This window comes from Rugamonas sp. GW822-FHT03B10 (assembly GCF_058801745.1).
Window position 1 is genome coordinate 96,612 of sequence record NZ_JBXANP010000017.1, and the last position, 17,897, is coordinate 114,508.

Annotated in this window: 17 protein-coding genes and 1 pseudogene; 9 read left to right on the top strand and 9 right to left on the bottom strand. The window is 68.1% G+C overall.

The annotated features are described in order from the left end of the window. Nucleotides 1-16: 16 nt before the first annotated feature. Nucleotides 17-862 carry an alpha/beta fold hydrolase gene (locus AC1RQG_RS22275; RefSeq protein WP_493134644.1) on the bottom strand — a complete coding sequence of 282 codons (846 nt, stop codon included), beginning with the start codon at nt 860-862 and terminating at the stop codon, nt 17-19. A 223-nt stretch (nt 863-1,085) separates the two neighbouring features. On the opposite strand from AC1RQG_RS22275, the gene AC1RQG_RS22280 reads away from it, so the two are divergent. From AC1RQG_RS22280 to AC1RQG_RS22295, 4 genes and pseudogenes are all read left to right on the top strand, one after another. Further along, the gene (locus tag AC1RQG_RS22280; protein WP_493134646.1) at nt 1,086-1,265 is read left to right on the top strand and encodes a hypothetical protein; all 180 of its coding nucleotides are present in this window, start codon (nt 1,086-1,088) and stop codon (nt 1,263-1,265) included. A gap of 99 nt (nt 1,266-1,364) precedes the next feature. Next, on the top strand, nt 1,365-1,817 hold the full coding sequence (locus tag AC1RQG_RS22285; RefSeq protein WP_493134711.1) for a MaoC family dehydratase: 453 nt from the start codon (nt 1,365-1,367) through the stop codon (nt 1,815-1,817). A gap of 37 nt (nt 1,818-1,854) precedes the next feature. Beyond that, the gene (locus AC1RQG_RS22290) at nt 1,855-2,859 is read left to right on the top strand and encodes an aldo/keto reductase (RefSeq protein WP_493134648.1); all 1,005 of its coding nucleotides are present in this window, start codon (nt 1,855-1,857) and stop codon (nt 2,857-2,859) included. A 31-nt stretch (nt 2,860-2,890) separates the two neighbouring features. Beyond that, nucleotides 2,891-3,047, top strand: a pseudogene (locus tag AC1RQG_RS22295) (SDR family NAD(P)-dependent oxidoreductase); the annotation flags it as partial. A 263-nt stretch (nt 3,048-3,310) separates the two neighbouring features. Here the strand turns inward: AC1RQG_RS22295 and AC1RQG_RS22300 are convergent. Further along, a complete protein-coding gene (locus AC1RQG_RS22300) occupies nt 3,311-4,195 on the bottom strand; it encodes a LysR substrate-binding domain-containing protein (RefSeq protein ID WP_493134650.1) in 885 nt (294 codons plus the stop codon). A gap of 143 nt (nt 4,196-4,338) precedes the next feature. Here AC1RQG_RS22300 and AC1RQG_RS22305 point away from each other — a divergent pair, with 143 nt between their 5' ends. The 5 genes from AC1RQG_RS22305 (at nt 4,339) to AC1RQG_RS22325 (ending at nt 9,752) form a co-directional block, all read left to right on the top strand. After that, nucleotides 4,339-4,626 carry a DUF1330 domain-containing protein gene (locus AC1RQG_RS22305; RefSeq protein WP_493134652.1) on the top strand — a complete coding sequence of 96 codons (288 nt, stop codon included), beginning with the start codon at nt 4,339-4,341 and terminating at the stop codon, nt 4,624-4,626. A gap of 112 nt (nt 4,627-4,738) precedes the next feature. Then, nucleotides 4,739-5,137 (top strand): OsmC family protein, encoded by a 399-nt coding sequence (locus AC1RQG_RS22310; protein WP_493134654.1) that lies wholly within the window; start codon nt 4,739-4,741, stop codon nt 5,135-5,137. 11 nt (nt 5,138-5,148) lie between these two features. Next, entirely contained in the window at nt 5,149-6,027 is an 879-nt protein-coding gene (locus AC1RQG_RS22315) for a pirin family protein (RefSeq protein ID WP_493134656.1), read from the top strand. Nucleotides 6,028-6,222: 195 nt separating this feature from the next. Continuing rightward, nucleotides 6,223-8,007 carry a sigma-54-dependent Fis family transcriptional regulator gene (locus AC1RQG_RS22320; protein WP_493134658.1) on the top strand — a complete coding sequence of 595 codons (1,785 nt, stop codon included), beginning with the start codon at nt 6,223-6,225 and terminating at the stop codon, nt 8,005-8,007. Nucleotides 8,008-8,090: 83 nt separating this feature from the next. Beyond that, complete coding sequence (locus AC1RQG_RS22325; RefSeq protein WP_493134660.1) at nt 8,091-9,752, top strand: methyl-accepting chemotaxis protein; 1,662 nt, start codon at nt 8,091-8,093, stop codon at nt 9,750-9,752. Between the two features lie 56 nt (nt 9,753-9,808). Here AC1RQG_RS22325 and AC1RQG_RS22330 read toward each other — a convergent pair whose 3' ends face one another. From AC1RQG_RS22330 to AC1RQG_RS22360, 7 genes are all read right to left on the bottom strand, one after another. Next, nucleotides 9,809-10,222, bottom strand: coding sequence for a type II toxin-antitoxin system HicB family antitoxin (locus tag AC1RQG_RS22330; RefSeq protein WP_493134662.1), 414 nt, complete (start codon nt 10,220-10,222; stop codon nt 9,809-9,811). 73 nt (nt 10,223-10,295) lie between these two features. Next, nucleotides 10,296-10,475, bottom strand: a complete 180-nt coding sequence (locus tag AC1RQG_RS22335; protein ID WP_493134663.1) for a type II toxin-antitoxin system HicA family toxin — start codon at nt 10,473-10,475, stop codon at nt 10,296-10,298. A gap of 120 nt (nt 10,476-10,595) precedes the next feature. Then, nucleotides 10,596-12,113 carry an FHA domain-containing protein gene (locus tag AC1RQG_RS22340; RefSeq protein ID WP_493134665.1) on the bottom strand — a complete coding sequence of 506 codons (1,518 nt, stop codon included), beginning with the start codon at nt 12,111-12,113 and terminating at the stop codon, nt 10,596-10,598. Between the two features lie 175 nt (nt 12,114-12,288). Further along, nucleotides 12,289-13,278, bottom strand: coding sequence for a PP2C family protein-serine/threonine phosphatase (locus tag AC1RQG_RS22345; RefSeq protein ID WP_493134667.1), 990 nt, complete (start codon nt 13,276-13,278; stop codon nt 12,289-12,291). Between the two features lie 47 nt (nt 13,279-13,325). After that, nucleotides 13,326-13,832: an SH3 domain-containing protein gene (locus AC1RQG_RS22350; protein WP_493134669.1), complete on the bottom strand. Its 507-nt coding sequence runs from the start codon at nt 13,830-13,832 to the stop codon at nt 13,326-13,328. 21 nt (nt 13,833-13,853) lie between these two features. After that, a complete protein-coding gene (locus AC1RQG_RS22355; protein ID WP_493134671.1) occupies nt 13,854-15,455 on the bottom strand; it encodes a hypothetical protein in 1,602 nt (533 codons plus the stop codon). Then, nucleotides 15,416-17,890, bottom strand: coding sequence for an FtsW/RodA/SpoVE family cell cycle protein (locus tag AC1RQG_RS22360; protein ID WP_493134673.1), 2,475 nt, complete (start codon nt 17,888-17,890; stop codon nt 15,416-15,418). Before AC1RQG_RS22360 ends, AC1RQG_RS22355 begins: the two co-directional genes overlap by 40 nt. Between the last annotated feature and the right edge of the window lie 7 nt (nt 17,891-17,897).

The window sequence follows — 17,897 nt, forward strand, 5'->3', positions numbered from 1 at the left end:
AAGGATGGTGCCGCCTTCACTCGGCCAGGAAGTACACGGCGTGGCAGAGGAAGCGTTGCGGCCACTGGAATTGGGCGCCGTGGCCGGCATCCGGATAGATGAAGAGCTGAGCGTTCGGCATGTTGCGCGCCATGTAGAAGGAATTGACGGTGGGCACCATGACGTCATGCACCCCGTTGAGGATGAAGGTGGGTTGGTGAATCGTGCGCAGGTAGGCGAACGGGTCGTCTTCCGACAGGCGCGGCAGGTAGTGCAGATTCGCTTCGATCTGCGCCATGGCGACCTGCTGCGAGGAGGGCGGGTCCTGGTCAACGCGCAGGTGTCGACGCTGCCAGAAATCGCGCGCGGCCTGCCGCGCTTGCGCTGAGCGGCCGAAGAACAAGTACTGGAAGTCCTCGAACGTGGGCACCTCGTTCACAGCCGTGGTCAGCACCTTCGTCTCCATCTCGGGGTCGCCGCCCCGCGGCCCCGTGCCAAGCAGCATGAGCTTGCGCACCAGCTGCGGATGACGCCAAGTCAGGTCCAGCGCCTGGAAGCCGCCCAGCGAAAAGCCGAGCAGGTCGATCTGCTGCAAGCCGAGCGCGCGCACGAAGGCGGCGGCGTCATCCGCCATGTCCTCAATGCGCGTGCGGGGCGTACCTGTGGACGAGGCGACGCCCCGGCCGTTGAATAGGATCACTTCACGCCCTTCGGCGAGACCGTCGGTGAGCAAAGGATCCCAATGATCCATGCCGCCGCGAAAATGCTGCAGCAGGAGTATCGGTGGCAGCGGGGACGCGGTATTGCCCCAGCGGCGGTAGGCAAACCGGGCGCCGGCGATGTTCACGTGGCGCGTGGGCGTGGTGCTGTGCGTGTCAGTCATGTTCTTGTCCGTTGCGTGGCTGTGGTGCGGTGGACCGATAGGCTGTAGGGCATGTCGCAACCCTTTTGTCCTTTCGAGCACCGTGCAAGTTGTGTTTGATCGTGTTATGATGGTCATCATATTTGCGGCTCATCATAAAGTCAATGCGACTTTCCCAAAAATGTGGCGGCTGGAAATTCGCCATAGGCTCTGCCCCTGAAAGTCCGGGAATGCGGCGCCAGCGGTGAGCCTGAATGGTGGCGGCGAAGCTGCGGCCAACGATCTGGGATTCGCGGGCGTCGGCGGAATGGGCTTTGCGCTTCCCGGCTATTGCTTGAATGCAAGCAAGAAGGCCGGAAAATTGGCGTACTTTGAAGACTTGATGACGATAAAAATATTATTGTCATCATATTTTGTATCATGATTAAGGTAGTTGTAGATGTCGGAATTTCTGTTGGGGGGGACATCACCGGGTGCCAGTGGTGGCGACGCCAGGCACATTACTTTGCATAAAGGTTTGATCATGACAATTCTCTATCTTGAAGATTTCACACCAGGGCAGCGTTTCATCGGCGGCACGCGTATCTGTATTGAGTCCGAGCGTGCCAAGGCATTTGCGGCGGAGTTCGATCCTCAACCCTTTCATGTCAATGAAGGAGCGGCAAGCGTATCGATTTTCCGGGGGCTGGCCGCCAGCGGCTGGCACACCGCTGCGGTGACGATGCGCTTGCTCGTCGACAGTCAATTCCAGCCTGCGGGAGGCATTGTTGGCGCGGGTTTCGATGAGCTGCGCTGGCCATGTCCGGTGCGCCCGGGTGATGCGTTGCGCGTAGAAAGCGAGGTGCTGGAAGTGCGCCCGTCGAAGTCCCGGCCGGGACAGGGGGTGATTAAGATGCGCACCTATACGTTCAACCAGCGGGGCGAGGCGGTCCAGGTGTCGGTGGGCAATCTCATCGTGCAACGACGTCCGTCGTAGTTAAGTGTGATGTATCTCAAAAATACTGGAGTGGCAGATGAAATATACGACGTTTGGCAAGACCGGCCTGCGGGTGTCGCAGGTCGCATTGGGCACGGGCAATTTTGGCACTGGTTGGGGCTATGGGGCGGATCCGGATGCCGCGAAGGCGGTCTTTGACGCCTATGCCGAGGCCGGTGGCAACTTCATCGACACGGCGGATGTTTATCAGTTCGGTCAATCGGAGGAGTTGCTCGGAACGCTACTGCAAGGAAGACGCGAGGATTTTGTGTTGGCCACCAAGTTCAGCAACGGTGCCGCGCCCAATGCCAACCGGCTGGTGACCGGCAATAGTCGCAAGGCGCTGGTCGCTTCCGTTGAAGCCAGCCTGAAGCGGCTCAAGACCGACCGGATAGACATTTACTGGGCGCATCACCCGGATGGTGTCACACCCGTCGAGGAGATCGTCCGCGGATTCGAGGATCTGGCGCGTGCGGGCAAAATTCTTTATGCGGGATTGTCGAATTTCGCCGCCTGGCGTCTGGCCCGCGCGGTTACCATGGCTGAACTGACTCACGCGGTGCCCATCGCGGCGGCGCAGTTCGAGCACAGCCTGGTTCGCCGTGAACCGGAGGCCGATCTGTTCCCGGCTGCGCACGCGCTGGGTCTTGGCATCGTCACATGGTCCCCGCTGGGTGGAGGCATGCTGACCGGCAAGTATCGGCAAGGAGAAAAAGGCCGGGCCGAAGGTTTTGGTGGACGCGTTTTCCAGTTCGAGAATTCGGCACAGCGCACGCAGATTTTGGACACGGTGCTGTCCATTGCCGCCGAGCTAGGCGTCAGCGCCAGCCAGGTCGCCATCAGCTGGGCCGGAACGCATGGCGCGGTGCCGATCATCGGACCGCGCACACTGAGTCAACTGAGTGATAACCTCGGCGCATTGACAGTTGAGCTCTCTGCGGAACACATCGACCGCCTTGACAACGCCGGCGACTGCGCACCCGCGGCGTCGGCAAGGGTGCCGATTCGCTGGGCTGCGGGCAATTCCGGATCGGTAGCTTGAGCTGTGCCACAACAGACGTTGCATGATCCGGGCAGGGGCAGAAGAGAGTTCTCTTAACCAAGCACAAGCTTTGTTCGATAAGAACGTCTTCGGATTGATGCGCATGACGCGCGCCGTGTTAGCGCATATGCGAGCCCAGAACCGGCCGCATCATCAATACCGGTTCCGTTTTCGGCACGCTTCCGCTTGATCGAGTTGATGGTGTTTCTGATGCTATGGGTTTCGGCGTTCTGGAACAAGGTGAATAAAATCAATTCCTTATCGCACCAATTGAAAATCGAGTGGGGATGATTTTCGATCCCGCCGGGTAAGGCCACTCCCGGCAATTCGAAACGCAAAGCCCCCGAGTTTCAGGGGCTTTTTTATTTTGCATGGCACTGCTGGGCAGCCGGCGGGTGTGCCAGGCGCCGTTTTTTGCGCGCCGTCGCAGGCGCGGCGCGCCAGCGCAGGATCAGGTCAACCGCGCCAGCGCGAAATCGACGAAGCTGCGCACCTTGGCGCTGGGGCGCGGCTCCGGCCGGCGCACGATGTGGACGGCGCGCGATGGCAGTTCCCAGTCCGGCAGCAATTGCACCAGCGCGCCCGAGCCCAGATGGGCGGCCAGCAGTGCGTCGTTCTGCATGACGACCCCCATGCCCGCCAGCCCGGCCGCCAGCAAGGCGTGGCCGTGGTTGCTGACGAAATTGCCGCGCGCGTGCACGGCCACCGTCGTGTCGCCCTGGCTGAAGCGCCAGCGATGGTCGGGACCCCAGGTGTCGAAGGCCAGGCAGTTGTGCTGTTCCAGATCGGCGGGCTGGCGCGGCACGCCGTGGCGCGCCAGATAGTCCGGACTGGCGGCGGCCAGCATGCGGCTGCGCGCCAGGGGCCGCGCGATCAGGCCGGTGTCGGCCAGTTTCCCCGAGCGGATCGCGATGTCGATGCCTTCCTCCGCCATGTCCACCACGCGGTCGTTCAGCAGCAGCTCGATCCGCACCAGCGGAAAGGCGGCCGTGTAGGCGCTGATGACGGGGGCCAGCCGCTGCGCGCCATACGCCACCGGCGCCGTGATGCGCAAGCTCCCCTGCGGCACGGCGCGCAGCGTTTCGGCCACCTGGTCGGCCGCCTCCACGCTGGCCAGCACGTCGCGGCACCGTTCCAGGTAGCTGGCGCCGATCTCGGTCAAGGTCAGGGTGCGGGTGGTGCGCTCCAGCAGGCGCGCGCCCAACTGCTGTTCGAGCGCGCGCACGTGCTTGCCGACCATGACGGCCGACATGCCCAGTTGCCGGCTGGCCGCCGCCAGGCTGTCGGCCGTCGCCGCCACCACGAACACCTGCATGCTGCGCAGTTTGTCGCTCATATCCAGAACAAATAGTTTCGAGTATCGAAATTGTAGTGCTATTTCTGCCGATTTGGTTCGGATTGATAATTCAACCACGACGAGCGCACCGGCACCATCGCTGGCGCGCTGGCCGCGACCCTAACCGACCCGAGGAGAATCCCATGGCTGCATACGTGATTGGCGCTTTGACTGTACATAACACCGACTGGCAGCAGGAATATGGCGGCAAGATGCCGGCCCTGATCCAGAAGCATGGCGGCAAACTGCTGGCGCGCGCGCCGGCCGGCCGGCTCGAAGGCGAGGTGCTGCATCACGGCGTGACCGTGATGATCGAGTTCCCCAGCAAGGAACATGCGCAATCCTGGCACGCGGACCCGCAACACCTGCCGCTGCAACAGCTGCGTCAGGGCGGCTCGCATATGGACATGATGCTGGTCGACGGCCTGTAAGGCGCTGCGGACTGGCCGGCGTCGCCGGCCCGTTTTCTGTCTCTGCGGCGGGCGCGAATCGTCCAAACGGTGTAAATTGTCGGTTCTGAATCATTGCTCACCAAGGAACGCCATGACACTCAAAGTAATTCGCGACCAGTCGCTGCCGATGCGCCACATCGTCCATGTCCGCAACCACCTGATTTCCACCGATGGCACGCTGGAGGAAGGCGGCAACGACGCGGGCCCGTCGCCGCACGACCTGTACGACGCCGCCATCAGTTCCTGCAAGGCCCTCACCGTGGTCTGGTACGCGAAACGCAAGGGCATCCCCGTCGAGCAGGTGGAGGTGAGCTGCGAGCGCGACGCGAGCGATGAACGCAAGGGCACCTATCGCCTGACCACCACGCTGCACCTGACGGGCGACCTGACGGACGAGCAGCGCGCCGACCTGCTGGCCGTGGCCCAGAAATGCCCGGTCCACAAGCTGATGACGTCGGTGACGACGGAAGTGACGACGGTGCTGGGATAGGGGAACGGCCCATGACGATCGCCACTGTGTTAAAAGGCCACGAGAAGGACCTGGGCGGCGGCCTGATCGTGCGGCGCTTCCTGCCGGCCGCCGTCAAGCAGGCCGTCGGACCGTTCATCTTCTTCGATCACTTCGGCCCGATGGACGTGGCGCCCGGCGCCAACCACGACGTGCGGCCCCACCCGCACATCGGGCTCGCCACGGTGACCTATCTGTTCGAAGGCGCGATGGACCACCGCGACAGCATCGGTTCCGTGCAGCGCATCGAGCCGGGCGCGATCAACTGGATGACGGCCGGACGCGGCATCGTCCACTCCGAGCGCACCCCAAAGGATCTGGTGGACCGTCCGCACCGCACGCACGGCCTGCAACTGTGGGCCGCGCTGCCGCTGGCGCACGAGGAGGACGAGCCCAGTTTCTGCCACACGGCCGCCGACGAGATTCCCGAACTGGAAGTGCAGGGCGCGCGCGTGCGGGTCTTGATCGGCAGCGCGTTCGGCAAAACCTCCCCGGTGCGCACCTACAGCCAGACCTTGTACCTGGACGTGACCTTGCAGGCGGGCCAGCAACTGGGCCTGGCCGGTCTGCCGCCGGAAGCGGCCATCTATCCGATCAGCGGCGCGCTGGAAGTGGACGGCGTGCCGCTGGCGCTGCACACGATGGCCTTGCTCGACACGGCCGCCGCCCAGCGCGTGCTGGCCGGCTCGGACGCGCGCTTCGTCGTGATCGGCGGCGAACCGCTGGAAGGGCGGCGCTTCATGTCGTGGAACTTCGTGTCCTCGCGCAAGGAGCGCATCGCGCAGGCGGCCGACGACTGGATGGCCCGGCGCTTCGATCCCGTCCCCGGCGAGACGGAATGGATACCGTTGCCGGCCCGGATGCCCGCCTGAGCTGCCTGCTTGGCGGGGCTGTCTTGGACAGTTTGTTGTGATGGTGCACCTTGGGAGACGCATTGATCTAGATCAAAGTTTGGCGTTGTCCGATCCGGGTACAGTGTGTGTCAGAATCAGTTTTCCCCAACTAACTCTGTCACCCGGTAGTGCGCCCAGCGAATGCGCTCTTGCAGGTTGCAGCACGAGAGCGCGATGAATTCTTCCAGTCTGCTGTGGATCCATGCATTACCCGTTTTAGACCTGCTACAACAACAGATCGGCGGCAAGGACATGACCATCCTCGTCGTCGATCCGCTGGGCAAGCCGCTCCATGCCCGGGGCGACGCCGGGACCGGCGCGGATCGCATGGCCGACGTCATGGCCATCCTCCAGAGCGGCCAGCAGCCGGCCTGCCTGCCCGCCCTGTGCGCCGGCCCCTGCGCGCCGCAGTGCCAGCACGACGCGTCCGGCGGCGCGGCGGCACCCATCCTGGACGCCGACGGCCAGTTGTGCGGCGCGCTGGCCATCCTCGGCGACTGCGCCAGCGACCAACCGTGCATGCTGGCGCTGGCGCGCATGTCGGCCAACATGATAGAACGCCAGATGTTCCTGGCGGCCGCCCCGCAAGGTTTGACGCTGCATTTCCACACCCGCGGCGCGTGCCTTGGCACGTTGCAGGACGGCCTGGCCAGCTGCAGCGCGGACGGCCGCGTGGTCATGGTCAACGCCGCCGGCCTGGCGCAACTGGGCTTGCCCCGCGCGGCGCTGGCCTCCCACACCTTCCCCTCGCTGTTCGGCTGCACGCTGGCCGAACTGCTTGAACGTTGCGGGGCCGCGGCGGCCGGCCAGGCCAGCTTGCAACTACGTCATGGCGGCACCGTGCACTGCCGTGTGCAATTTTGGGACAGCTGTGACACGATGGACCGGCCCGACGCCGATCCCGGCGCCAGTGCCGGCGCCGGCACCGATGGCGCCGACCTCTCCCGGGCGCGGCGCGTGCGGGCCGGCCTGGGTCGGCTGCCCGACCCGCCGCTCCCGGTGGCCGCGACGGCGCTGGGCCGACTGGACACGGGCGACGCCCGCATGGCGCAGGTGATCGCCAAGCTGCGCAAGGTGGCCGCCACCGACATCGCCGTCCTCATCACGGGCGAGACGGGCAGCGGCAAGGAATGGCTGGCGCAGGCCATCCATCGCGATTCGCCGCGCGCGCGGCAGCCGTTCGTGGCCATCAATTGCGCCTCCATCCCGGAATCGCTGATCGAATCGGAGCTGTTCGGCTACGAGGAGGGCGCGTTCACGGGCGCCCGCCGCAAGGGCAGCCCCGGCAAGATCGCCCAGGCCAATGGCGGTACGCTGTTCCTCGACGAGATCGGCGACATGCCGCTGCCGTTGCAGGCGCGCCTGCTGCGGGTGCTGCAGGAGCGCCAGGTGACGCCGTTGGGCAGCGCCAAATCGATCCCGGTCGATATCGCCCTCGTGTGCGCCACCCACTGCAACCTGCGCGAACAGATCGAAGCGCGCACCTTCCGCGAGGATCTCTACTACCGCATCAACGGGCTGGTGGTGAAGCTGCCGGCCCTGCGCGAACGCAGCGACCTGCCGGCCCTGCTGGCGCGCGTGCTGGCCGACGAGGGCGGCGGCTGCACGGTGGCGCCGGCCGTGGCGCGCCTGCTGGAGCGCCATCGCTGGCCCGGCAACCTGCGCCAGTTGCGCAGCGTGCTGCGCACCGCCGCCGTGATGGCGGGGCCCGGCGAGGAGATCCGGCTCGAGCACCTGGCCGACGATTTCATGGATGACCTGGGGGCGGACATCGCGGGCACGGAAGCTGCTTACAACGACAGTGCACCGGCGCACGGTCTGGACCAGATGGAATTACAAATGATCCAGCGCACGCTGGCAGCGCACGGCGGCAACACGTCCGCCGCCGCGCGCGCCCTGGGCATTTCGCGCAACACGATCTATCGCAAGCTGGGTATGGACCGGCTGGCGGCGGCGTGAGGCGCGCCCGGGCCGGGCGCGACACCATAACGAGATAGTGGGAGACGACGATGATTGCGCAATCCGTTCCGCGGCGGCGGTTGATGGTTTTGACGACGGCGGCCCTGTTCGCCGCCCTGGCGCTGGGGATCAGCGCGCTGGCCGGGGCGGCGTGGCCGGCGCGGCTGGCGGCGGCGCTGTCGGCCGCCGGCGGCATCTGGCTGGGGGCCTTGCTGCGCGGGCGCGGCGCGGGCTCGCCCGGAGAACTGCTGGCCAGCAGCGGCTCCATGATCGACCAGATGATGATAGGCGCGGCCGAGACCTCGCACTTCATCGACACCATCCGCAAGCAGGTCGAGCACGACCTGCAGGCCGTGCAGGAGATCGTGCGCCACGCGGCCCGCTCCACCGACAACACGGAACAGATCGCGGCCAACGCCGAGCGCGCGTCGGCCGTGGCGGCCCAGGTGCGGCAGGCCAGCCTGGCCGGCCGCAGCGAGGCCGACCGGAGCCTGGAGCAGATCGGCCAGGCGCGCGATGACGCCCATGCGGCCGTCGCGCTGATGCGGGCCTTGCAGGAGAAGTCGCGCACCATCCACACCATCACCGACACCATCAACCAGATCGCCCAGCGCACCAACCTGCTGGCCCTGAACGCGGCCATCGAGGCGGCCCGCGCCGGCGAGCATGGGCGTGGATTCGCAGTGGTGGCCGGCGAGGTGCGACAACTGGCGCAGCGCACCAGCGAATCGAGCAACGAGATCGGCCAGCTGGTGCGCGCCATCAGCGAGCAGGCCGAGCGCGCGGCCAGCGGCATGGAGGCCTTGAGCGGCAAGGTGGTGGCGGCCAGCGGCAAGGTCGAACAGGTGCACGCCTTCTTCCAGACCATCGACCAGGCCTCGGCCACGGCGGAAGGCGAGGTGCAGGGCATCGCGCTGTCCTCGCGCGGCCATGTGGACAGCACGCGCGCCATCGGCGGCGCCATCGAGGCGATCCGCGACGGCATGCTCAACACGCAGGCCGAATTGCCGCTCGCCTCGCAGTCGGCCATGATGCTGAGCGAGCGGGCCGAAGCCCTGTTCCACGCGGGCGCGGGCGCCGACGCGGCCGGCGCGCATGACGCCATCCGCGCCGCCGCCCAGCAGGCCGCGCGCGAAGTGGGGGAACTGTTCGAGCAGGGACTCAAGTGCGGCGTCATCAGCGAGCAAGCGCTGTTCGACCGGCGCTACACGCCCATCGCCGGGACCAATCCGCCCAAGTACCGCACCGCCTTCGACGCCTACACGGACAGTGTGCTGCCGGCGATCCAGGAAGCGGTGCTGGAGCGCCTGCCGCAGCTGGCCTACGCCGGCGCCGTGGACGACCATGGCTATTTCCCCACCCATAACCGCAAGTTCAGCCAGCCGCTGACCGGCGATATGGACTACGACCTGGTGCACAACCGCACCAAGCGCATCTTCGACGACCGCATCGGCGTCCGTTGCGGCTCGCACACCCAGCCCTTCCTGCTGCAGACCTACAAGCGCGACACCGGGGAAGTGATGCACGACCTGTCGGCGCCCATCATGGTGCGGGGCCGGCATTGGGGCGGGTTCCGGATCGGCTACCGTTCGGATGCGGCGACCAGCACGGCGCCGGTGGCGACGCCAGCAACCGCATCCGCGCCCGCCGCCACGTCCGCCCCGGCACGTGGGGGTGCTGGCAAGGCCGCGCTGACCACGCGCCGTCCCGCCTTGGCGGGCGCGGCCGCGCGCGCGGCGCGCTGACGCGGCGCGTTTGTCCGTCTACAGAGCGCTGGCGCGCCTGCCTGCAACCGTCACGTTCACACCAGCTCCACATTCAAGCGGCGGCCCAGGGCGGCGGCGGCCTGCTCCACCTGGTCCACCTTGGACGAGTGGCGCAGGTCGAACAGGCGGTCGACCTGCGGCTGGTGGACGTCCAGCAGGCGGGCCAGATCGGCCTTGCGCAGCTTCTTGGCCAGCATTTCGTTCCAGAGCAGCACCTTGGCCGTTTCCAGCGCGGGCAGGTTGACGGTGTGCTGACCAGCAGCCACAGCGGACGGCAGCGGCACGGCGCGGCGGTCATCCATATACATCTCCACGCCAGTCAGCAGGCCGTCGACAGCTTCGCGCAACGCTTCCTCCACGGTGTCGCCCACCGAATGCACGTCGGGGAAGTCCACAAAGTCCACCAGGTGGGTATCCCCGTCCGGGGTGATGTTAATCGGGTAATTCAACAAGGTTCGTCCTTTCAAGGTACGAGGGGGGATCACATTAGCGAGTCCGGGAAAGTCCGCTGCGGAGTTTGCTTCATTTCAGTCCAAGGTCTTTCTTGATCTTTTCCACCAGCCTTTTGTTGATTTCTTTGGTCCCGTGGTCCGGAAAGGTGGCGCGTTGACCGTTCAAAGTTACCTTGTTGTGACTGCCACGGCCCGGAGTAAACTGCGCCCCCTGCCGCTCTAGCCACCGCCGGAACTCGCTGTATTTCATGAACAGCCCGAATGGTCAATCCATGACGCCATTGTAGAACACTTCTGTTGTTATTGAAACAGATGTGTTATGTTTTTCCGTGCGGTCGGGAAGGACTCAGGCCCTGGTCCAGGTCGTGAATCAGGCGGTCGACAAGTCGTGCGCGGCGATGGTGCTGTGCAGGCCTGTCGCGCCGGTGCGGATGATCCAGTGTTCGGGATAGGGGTCGCTGGCGAAGCGGTTGTGGCGCGCGATGCGGGTCAGCTTGTCGAGCGAGGTGGTGGGCGCCAGCGCCGTTTCCTTGCCGCTTAACTGGTCCAGGTGCCAGAAGCCGCCGTCGTGGTGCAGCAGCAGCGGCAGGCCGGACGCCAGCGGCGTGCTGGCGTAGGCCGGCATCGGGTAGCCGGGGTGGGTTTCCGGCGCCACCAGGTAGAAGCACTCGGCGCGCGCGCCTTCGTCGATGCGGTGCAGGATCACGGCGTGCGGCAGGATGGCCGACACGGTCAGCACCACGATGCCCCTGATGCTGGCGCTCAGTTCGATGCGCATGCCGAGCCGCAGCGCCGTCGGCTTGTGCTTGCCGGGCCAGGCGCCGTCCAGCAGCACGCCGTAGCGCGACACGTCCTCGATCTCGAAGCCGTGGCCGGCGCGGCGGATCACGGCATGGCGCCCGGACAGGCGGCGCGTGAGGCCATTGGTTTCCTGGCCATCGCCGGTGTAATGGGTGAGCAGGGCGTCGGCCTCGGGGTCGACCAGTTCGAAGCGGCCGAACACGCATTCGTCGAGCGCGAACAGGCGGATCTGGCGCTGCGCGCCCGCTTCCGGCGCCGCGTTCACCAGGCAGGCCGCCCGGCTCGGGTGCGGATGCAGCGCCGACGCGGCCGGCATGTCGATCTCGATCAGGTCCTCATCCCACGCGATGGTGGAAAAGCCCAGGTCCACCTTGCCTTGCGGCGCGCCCAGGTCCAGGTGCGCGATGCCGGCGTTGCGGGCGGTGACGTCGATGTCGAGCCGGTCGCCGCCTTGCGCGCTCACGCGCGCGATCGACGCGTCCTCCGCCATCACGCGCACGTTCTTGTGGGTGGACAGGAAGATGCGGTGGATTTCCGTCAGCGTGGCGTCGGGGCGGGGCACGAGGATGACGAAGGTGCACACCCATTTGCGCGCGGCCAGTTCCGGGTGCTGGCTGAGCACTTCGATGCTGATCTGGTACTGGCCATGTTCCATGCCGCGCGAGGAGAATTCCACGAACACCGGGCGCCAGTCGCCGTTGGTCGAGCGCACCATCTGCTGGCGCGCGGCGCCGTGCGGAATCAGGTCCGATTGCAGTTGCAGCGCCAGCTGGGGCGCGCAGCCTTGCGGCATGCCGCGCAATTCCATTTTCAGGGTCTGGCGGCCGCCGGCGGCGCGCGGGTCGAAACCGCTGATGTGGAGCTGGGGACGTTCGGCCTGGGCGCGCACCAGCGTGCGGGCGTAGGCGGGGGCCAGGTCGGCGGCGGCCGGCGCGCCGGTGTCGGGATGGTGGGATGCCTGTGCAGCCGCCTGCGCCGTCGCCGGGACTTCGGCGCGGGCATGGCGCACGGCACTGAGCAGGTCGTAGCTGGAAGGTTGCGCTGCGGGCTGGCCGTGGCCGCCCGCGCACACGTCTTCGCCAGGCATGACCCAGTACGTGCAGTGCGGATGCTGCGGGTTACTGCATTTTTTCATGGCATTCAAACCGACGGGATAACCATGAGTTTATGCGCTTTTGCCGGCCCTTGGCAATCGAGGAACCGGGGTTGCACAGGATTTGTGGCCCGATTGCGCCGGTTTGCTGTTTTTGTAACAACGCTGTTCAGCAAAATGTGGTCAGAATGGAATGTGGCAGTGCCGTCTGGTCAAGATTGTTTTCCGTGAAGCGGATGGCGATGGCCGTCATGTTGTCGATATGTAACTTCGGGGGCGGGCTGGTCGTCCAGGCGTCGAACAGGGTGGCCAGCGCGTCGTCGACGCGGACCGTGTGCTGCGCCAGCAGACGCGGCCAGCGCGCCAGCCATGGCTGCGGCTGGCCGCAGGCCCACAGGCCGTCCGTGGCCAGCAGGTACAGGGCGCCGGGCCGCAGCGTCAGCGCGCGGCGGTCGGCCAGCGGATGGAGGAAGGGCGGCAGCGTCGCCTGGTCCAGCGCATGCAGGCCGTCGTCCAGCACTTGCGGGTTGGCGAAGGCGTTGCCGAGGATGAAGGCTTGCGCGATCTGCGTGCGGTGCTCGGTGTGCACTTGCTGCCACCATTCGTGCGCGCCGAGCAGGCCGTGCATGGCGTAGCCGGTGGCCGGCACGTGGTCGATGGTGAGCGGCACGGCCATGTCGGCCGTCACTTCGTACAGGCGCGAATCGCCCACGTGGTACAGCAGCGGCGCCTGGCCGGGGGCGATCTCCAGCAAGGTGAGCGTGGTGCCTGGACGGCGGAAGGTGTCGGCATCGCCGGGCTGGCGGAAGCGCGCTTGCAGCGTGGCGTGCAGCGCGTCGAGGCGGGATGACAGTTCGTGGAGCGTGCGGCAGGCCGGCACGTCGAGCAGGGCGGTGGCCACGGCTTCCGCCGCCTGCCTGCCGTTGCCGTGGCCGCCCATGCCATCGAGCACGGCCAGCCGTACGTGGCCGGCGGGCCAGCCCTCGACGCGCGTGCGCAGCGGCGCCTGTCCTTGCAGGCGGACGGCGTGGCCGGTGGCGTCGATCAGCAGCACATTGTCCTGGTTCTCGGGCACCACGAGCCGGCTCGCGCTGGCGGCGCTGCGGGCGGCCACCGTCAAGCCGGGGCCAAAATCGAGACTGTCGGCCAGGCAGGTCATGGGATCGCTGGAAGGGCGCTGTGGGGCGCTGGCGCCGCGCATGCACCTCATTCGCCGCCCCGGCGCAGCCACAGGCTGCTGACCCAGCCGACGTTGCTGCCTTCGGCCATGACGGCGCGCACCTGCCACCAGTCGCCGTCGCGCGCGCCCGTGGGCGTGACGGTGGCGCCGGGCGGCACGGTGGCCAGCAGCGGTGCGTTCACGCCGGCGGCGGCCCGCAGGTGCAAGGCGCGGTGCGTCTGGAACGGCTGGCCGGCGGTGTCGGGGCGCGGCGCGTCATGTGGACCGGGAGGCGAGGTGTTCATACCGGCGATTGTCGGCGCGGTGGCCGGCGTGGTGGCGATGCCGGACCGCCCGGTCGCCTGCGCCCACGTGCGCGGCGCGGGCGCCAGCGCGAGGATCAGGCTGCCCAGGCCCCAGCTGCCGGCGACGAGGATCAGCAGCGCGCGCGCATTGGGACGGCGCCACCATTGGCGCGGCGTGAGCGCGGACGCCAGGAACAGCGTCAGCACCAGCCCGGCCAGGAACGCTGCCGCGCCGTAGAGTTTAGCCATGTCCATGCCATCCCCCTTTGATCATGCGTCGAAGCGCAGCACGTAGTGGCCGACGGCCAGGTGGTGGCCGGTGGGCAGCAGGTAGGGCGCCTCGGCGCTCGCCTCACCGATGGTGGCGACGAAGGCCAGCTTGTCGTCCAGGTGGAACAGGGCCTGCGTGGCCGCCAGGCGGCCGATCCGGTAGCCCTGCGCCGTCGCCTCAAAGCTGAACGCCGTGCGCGACAGGCCGAGTCGCTCGGCACTGGCGCCATCGGCGCCGGCGTCGCGCCGCAGGAACCGGGGCGAGTCGAGCACGCGCAGCGCCGCCAGCACGGGGCTGCTGCGGCCGAACGTGAAGCGCGCGCCGCCGGCCACGGGCGCCGTCAGCGGCTGGGCCAGCGACAGCAGCGCGCAATAGCGTTCGGCCATCTCGGGCGCCACGGCCAGCAGCGCCATGCTGCGGCCGTCGACGGGATTGAAGGTGGCCGGGGCGGCGATGCGCTGGCGGCCGGCCGCCGTGCGCGCATACAGTTCGTCGGCGGCCGTGACGCCGAAGGTGATGGCCGCCGCGTCGTGCGAAATGGCCAGCGCGGCGTCGAACGGTAGTTCCAGCACGCTGGCACCGGTGTCGCGGTAGCGGCTCAGTCGCGGCAGGGCCAGCGCCACCAGGCTGACGCGCTGCTGGGCGGTGGGCGCATAGGTGGCTTCGCTCTCGGCCGGGCGCGACAGGTGCTTGTGGCTGGCCGGCAGCGCCGTCAGATCGGCGGCGGCGGGCGCGGACGGCGCAGGTGGTGCCGGCGGCGCGCAATGGGCGGCCGCGCGGCTTTGCCAGACGGCGGGTTTGATGCTGTTGCGCGATGCCGATGGCGGGGCGGAGATGGGCGGCGCGGCCATGGCGGTCGGGTTGGGGCCGACCCGCGTGATCTTCAGCAGCAGGCGCGGGCCGCCCGCGCCGCCGTCGATGCCGCCCGTGGCCGACTTGATGGTGTAGTAGCCGCTGCGCGGGTCGAAGCGGCAATCGAAGGCGTCCTTGGGCCGCATCTGGACGGTGGGCGGGGCGTCGGGGCCGTCGTTGATGATGAGGATGGCGCCGTCCGGGCCGAACGGCCAGCCGGGGGCGGCGCAGGTTGCGCCGCCGGCGTCGGCGCCGATCAGCACCAGCCGCTGGTCGGGATAGACGGGACACACGGGATGCCACACGGCGCTGTCGCGCGAGACGCTGACGTTGAACAGGATTTTCTCGCCCGGCGCGGGCAGGTAGACGGCGTGGCCGAACTTGACCTCGATCTGGCCGGGTGCGACCGCGTCCGCGCCCACCACGTCGTAGCGCACCTGGTCGGCGCCCAGCAGGTCGCCGAAGTCCTTCTGGTGCAGGGCCGTCAGCGTCTGGGCCAGGTCGCGCGCGCGGGCGCCGCGCGTGAGGTGGTAGTCGTCATCGACCTCCTCCTGCGGCAGCATCAGCGTCACGTGCGAGAAGCAGCGGGTGGCGGCGCGACCCCGGTGTTCGCGCGGGCAGCGTTCGAGCAGGTCGCGCAACAGCGGACGGCGCGCGAACAGCGCCAGGCCCGGCGCCTGCCAGATCGCCTCGGCGTTGAAAACGTCCGCTACCCGGCCCAGGACTTGGTGTTGAACATAGATCGGCATGATGGATTCTCCTCGGATGATGATGCGCTGACCGCAACCAGCGTTAGCAGGGGGCACAGGAAAAACAGCAGGTGGCTGCCGCCGGCGGACAGGAAACTCATGGGCTGGCCCATGATGGGGAAGATGGCCAGGTTGGTCCCCCACGACAGCAGGAAATGCCCGAGCGCGAACGCGGCGCCGCCGCACAGGGCGAAATAGGCGAAGCGTCCGGCCCACGCGGCGCGGTGGTGGCGGGCCGCCGCGCCAGCGGCCAGCCGGCGGGCCGCCGTCATGACGATGCCGGTCACGAACGCGGCCTGCACGGCCCACAGCAGCAGGGCCGCCGCCAGGCCATGGCGGTTCAGGAAGAACGCCGGCGCGAAGTCGTCCTGCACGGCGGGAATGCGCAGCACGGCGCCCAGCGGCTGGCCCAGCGTGCGCAGGCCGAACATGTGGTCGGCGCCCCACCAGCCACCATCGGCGATGGCGTGCGCGCCCAGCAGCAGTTGCTGGCCCGTGTGCGGATGCTCGACCGGATTGAGCCAGACCAGGAAGCGGTCGGCGTAAAAGCCCCACCGGATCAGGTCATCGGTGCCGGCCAGCCGCAGCCAGGCGATGGCGGCGACGGCCGCCAGCACCAGCAGCAGCAGGGCCGTCGCCAGCTTGCCGTGGCGGGCGGCGGCGGCATAGGCCAGCGCCATGGACGTGCTCCACACCAGCAGCAGGATCAGGGGGGAATAGTCGTCCACCTGCACCAGCGCGAGGCCCAGCAGGGCGAGGAACAGCAGGGCCGGCGCGGCCAGTTGCAGCCAGCGCCTGGCGCGGCCGGGCCAGTCGTGCGGGCCGTGCCGCCAACCGAAGCGCAGGGCCAGGCAATGGGCCGTGAGCGCGGTCAGCGCCAGCTTGGCCAGTTCGACCGGCTGCAGGTCGAACACGCCCGTCTCGTCGCCCCACAGCACCTGGGCCGCCAGCGCCGCCAGCGCCACGGCGGCGAACAGCATCAGCAGCCATTCCACACTGCGCTGCTGGATGCGGCCCGCCAGCTCACCGGTAGCCAGACGGCACGCGGCGCCCAGCGCCGTGCCAACGGCCAGCATGGCGGCGCTTTTCTGGTAGTAGCGCAGCCACGAGGATTCATTCGCGCCCAGTCCCAGTTCCAGTTGCGCCAGCAATCCCACCGCCAGCAGGATCACGGCGGCGGCGACCGGCGGCGACAGGCGGCCCGGCGGCGCGAGCCACATCGCCAGCGCGCAGCCGGCGAGCAGTAGCGAGCAGGCGGCGCTGGGCGGCTGGCCCGCGTGTTGCAGCGCCAGCGCGGCCGCGCCGCCGATCAGCAGGCAGATGACGGACCACCACCGGGCAGCCGCGTTCCAGTCTATGCGCGTGGCTGTCGGGCGTTGGCTGCGGGCGCTGATGCGGGCCGCGACGCCGATGGCGAGCGGCAGGAACAGTCCGGCCACGCCGGCGGCCAGCGCTGCGAGCACGATGCGGTCGCCGTCCGCATGCCACAGCAGCCGTGGTTGCCAGCGCCATTCGACGGCGGACGGCAGCCGGGCTTGCGGCATGCTGTACAGGGCGATGCGGCGGCTCGGGGCGAGGGTCAGTTCGTTGTCGGCGATGGCGAGGCCGAAGCGGGTGTGGCCGACGATGATGGCGCGCACCGCCGCCAGCGGCGCTTCCTGGCGCCGCAGGTCGTCCGGCTGGCGGCCTTGCAGCACCTGCACGGCGGCCGGTTCGCCGTCCGGATTGCCGACGCTGAGCATGAGCCGTCCATCGTCGCGCGCGAGCCGCGCGGCGCCGGGCGTGACGTCGGGCAGGCCGAGGCGGTTGCCGCAGTGGACGTTGCCGCCGAACGTGAGCGGTTGGGCCATCGTCAGCATGGCGGGCGCCCAGCGGTTCCACAGCGCCATCAGCCGCGCGCCGGGGTGGGCGTCGGAACAAGCAGGCTGCGGCCGGCCTTCCCGGTACAGCGTGGCGCCGTCATAGCGCCAATGCTGGCCGGCCGCCGCGAAGGCGACGCTGCCGGCGTCTGACGGTTCGAGGGGGAAGCGCTGGCCGTCGATTTGGAACGCGCGCATGCCCTGCAAGCCTGTGCTGCCCATGCGCCGTTCGCCTTCCGCCTCTTGTAGCACCAGTTGGCGCGATGGGCTCAGATTGGCCAGCATCCAGGCGCCGGCGGCGTCGCGCCGTAGCTGCACGTGGGAGAGGTCGGCCTGCGGCGCCGCCAGCTCGTTCCGGCCCAGCGTCACGCTCGCCCCCGGCGCCAGCATCACCTTGATGGTGGCGGGCAGCCAGGCGGGCGGCGCGCGCCACAATGCCCATGCCTGCAAGGCGCACAGCAGGACGACCACCGCGGCGACGGCGGCGCGCGTGCCACCGTGGGGGAGCGCGTGGGCGCGGATCCGCGTGTCGCCGGCATTGCACCCAGCGTTGGTCTGGCGGCGCGGAAATGGCATGGTCGGT

Excerpts from the sequence above, each read along its gene's own strand:
- AC1RQG_RS22275 (WP_493134644.1), bottom strand. The coding sequence starts at position 862 with ATGACTGACACGCACAGCACCACGCCCACGCGCCACGTGAACATCGCC.
- AC1RQG_RS22285 (WP_493134711.1), top strand. The coding sequence starts at position 1,365 with ATGACAATTCTCTATCTTGAAGATTTCACACCAGGGCAGCGTTTCATC.
- AC1RQG_RS22290 (WP_493134648.1), top strand. The coding sequence starts at position 1,855 with ATGAAATATACGACGTTTGGCAAGACCGGCCTGCGGGTGTCGCAGGTC.
- AC1RQG_RS22300 (WP_493134650.1), bottom strand. The coding sequence starts at position 4,195 with ATGAGCGACAAACTGCGCAGCATGCAGGTGTTCGTGGTGGCGGCGACG.
- AC1RQG_RS22305 (WP_493134652.1), top strand. The coding sequence starts at position 4,339 with ATGGCTGCATACGTGATTGGCGCTTTGACTGTACATAACACCGACTGG.
- AC1RQG_RS22310 (WP_493134654.1), top strand. The coding sequence starts at position 4,739 with ATGACACTCAAAGTAATTCGCGACCAGTCGCTGCCGATGCGCCACATC.
- AC1RQG_RS22315 (WP_493134656.1), top strand. The coding sequence starts at position 5,149 with ATGACGATCGCCACTGTGTTAAAAGGCCACGAGAAGGACCTGGGCGGC.
- AC1RQG_RS22320 (WP_493134658.1), top strand. The coding sequence starts at position 6,223 with ATGAATTCTTCCAGTCTGCTGTGGATCCATGCATTACCCGTTTTAGAC.
- AC1RQG_RS22325 (WP_493134660.1), top strand. The coding sequence starts at position 8,091 with ATGGTTTTGACGACGGCGGCCCTGTTCGCCGCCCTGGCGCTGGGGATC.
- AC1RQG_RS22335 (WP_493134663.1), bottom strand. The coding sequence starts at position 10,475 with ATGAAATACAGCGAGTTCCGGCGGTGGCTAGAGCGGCAGGGGGCGCAG.
- AC1RQG_RS22340 (WP_493134665.1), bottom strand. The coding sequence starts at position 12,113 with ATGCCTGGCGAAGACGTGTGCGCGGGCGGCCACGGCCAGCCCGCAGCG.
- AC1RQG_RS22345 (WP_493134667.1), bottom strand. The coding sequence starts at position 13,278 with ATGACCTGCCTGGCCGACAGTCTCGATTTTGGCCCCGGCTTGACGGTG.
- AC1RQG_RS22350 (WP_493134669.1), bottom strand. The coding sequence starts at position 13,832 with ATGGCTAAACTCTACGGCGCGGCAGCGTTCCTGGCCGGGCTGGTGCTG.
- AC1RQG_RS22355 (WP_493134671.1), bottom strand. The coding sequence starts at position 15,455 with ATGCCGATCTATGTTCAACACCAAGTCCTGGGCCGGGTAGCGGACGTT.
- AC1RQG_RS22360 (WP_493134673.1), bottom strand. The coding sequence starts at position 17,890 with ATGCCATTTCCGCGCCGCCAGACCAACGCTGGGTGCAATGCCGGCGAC.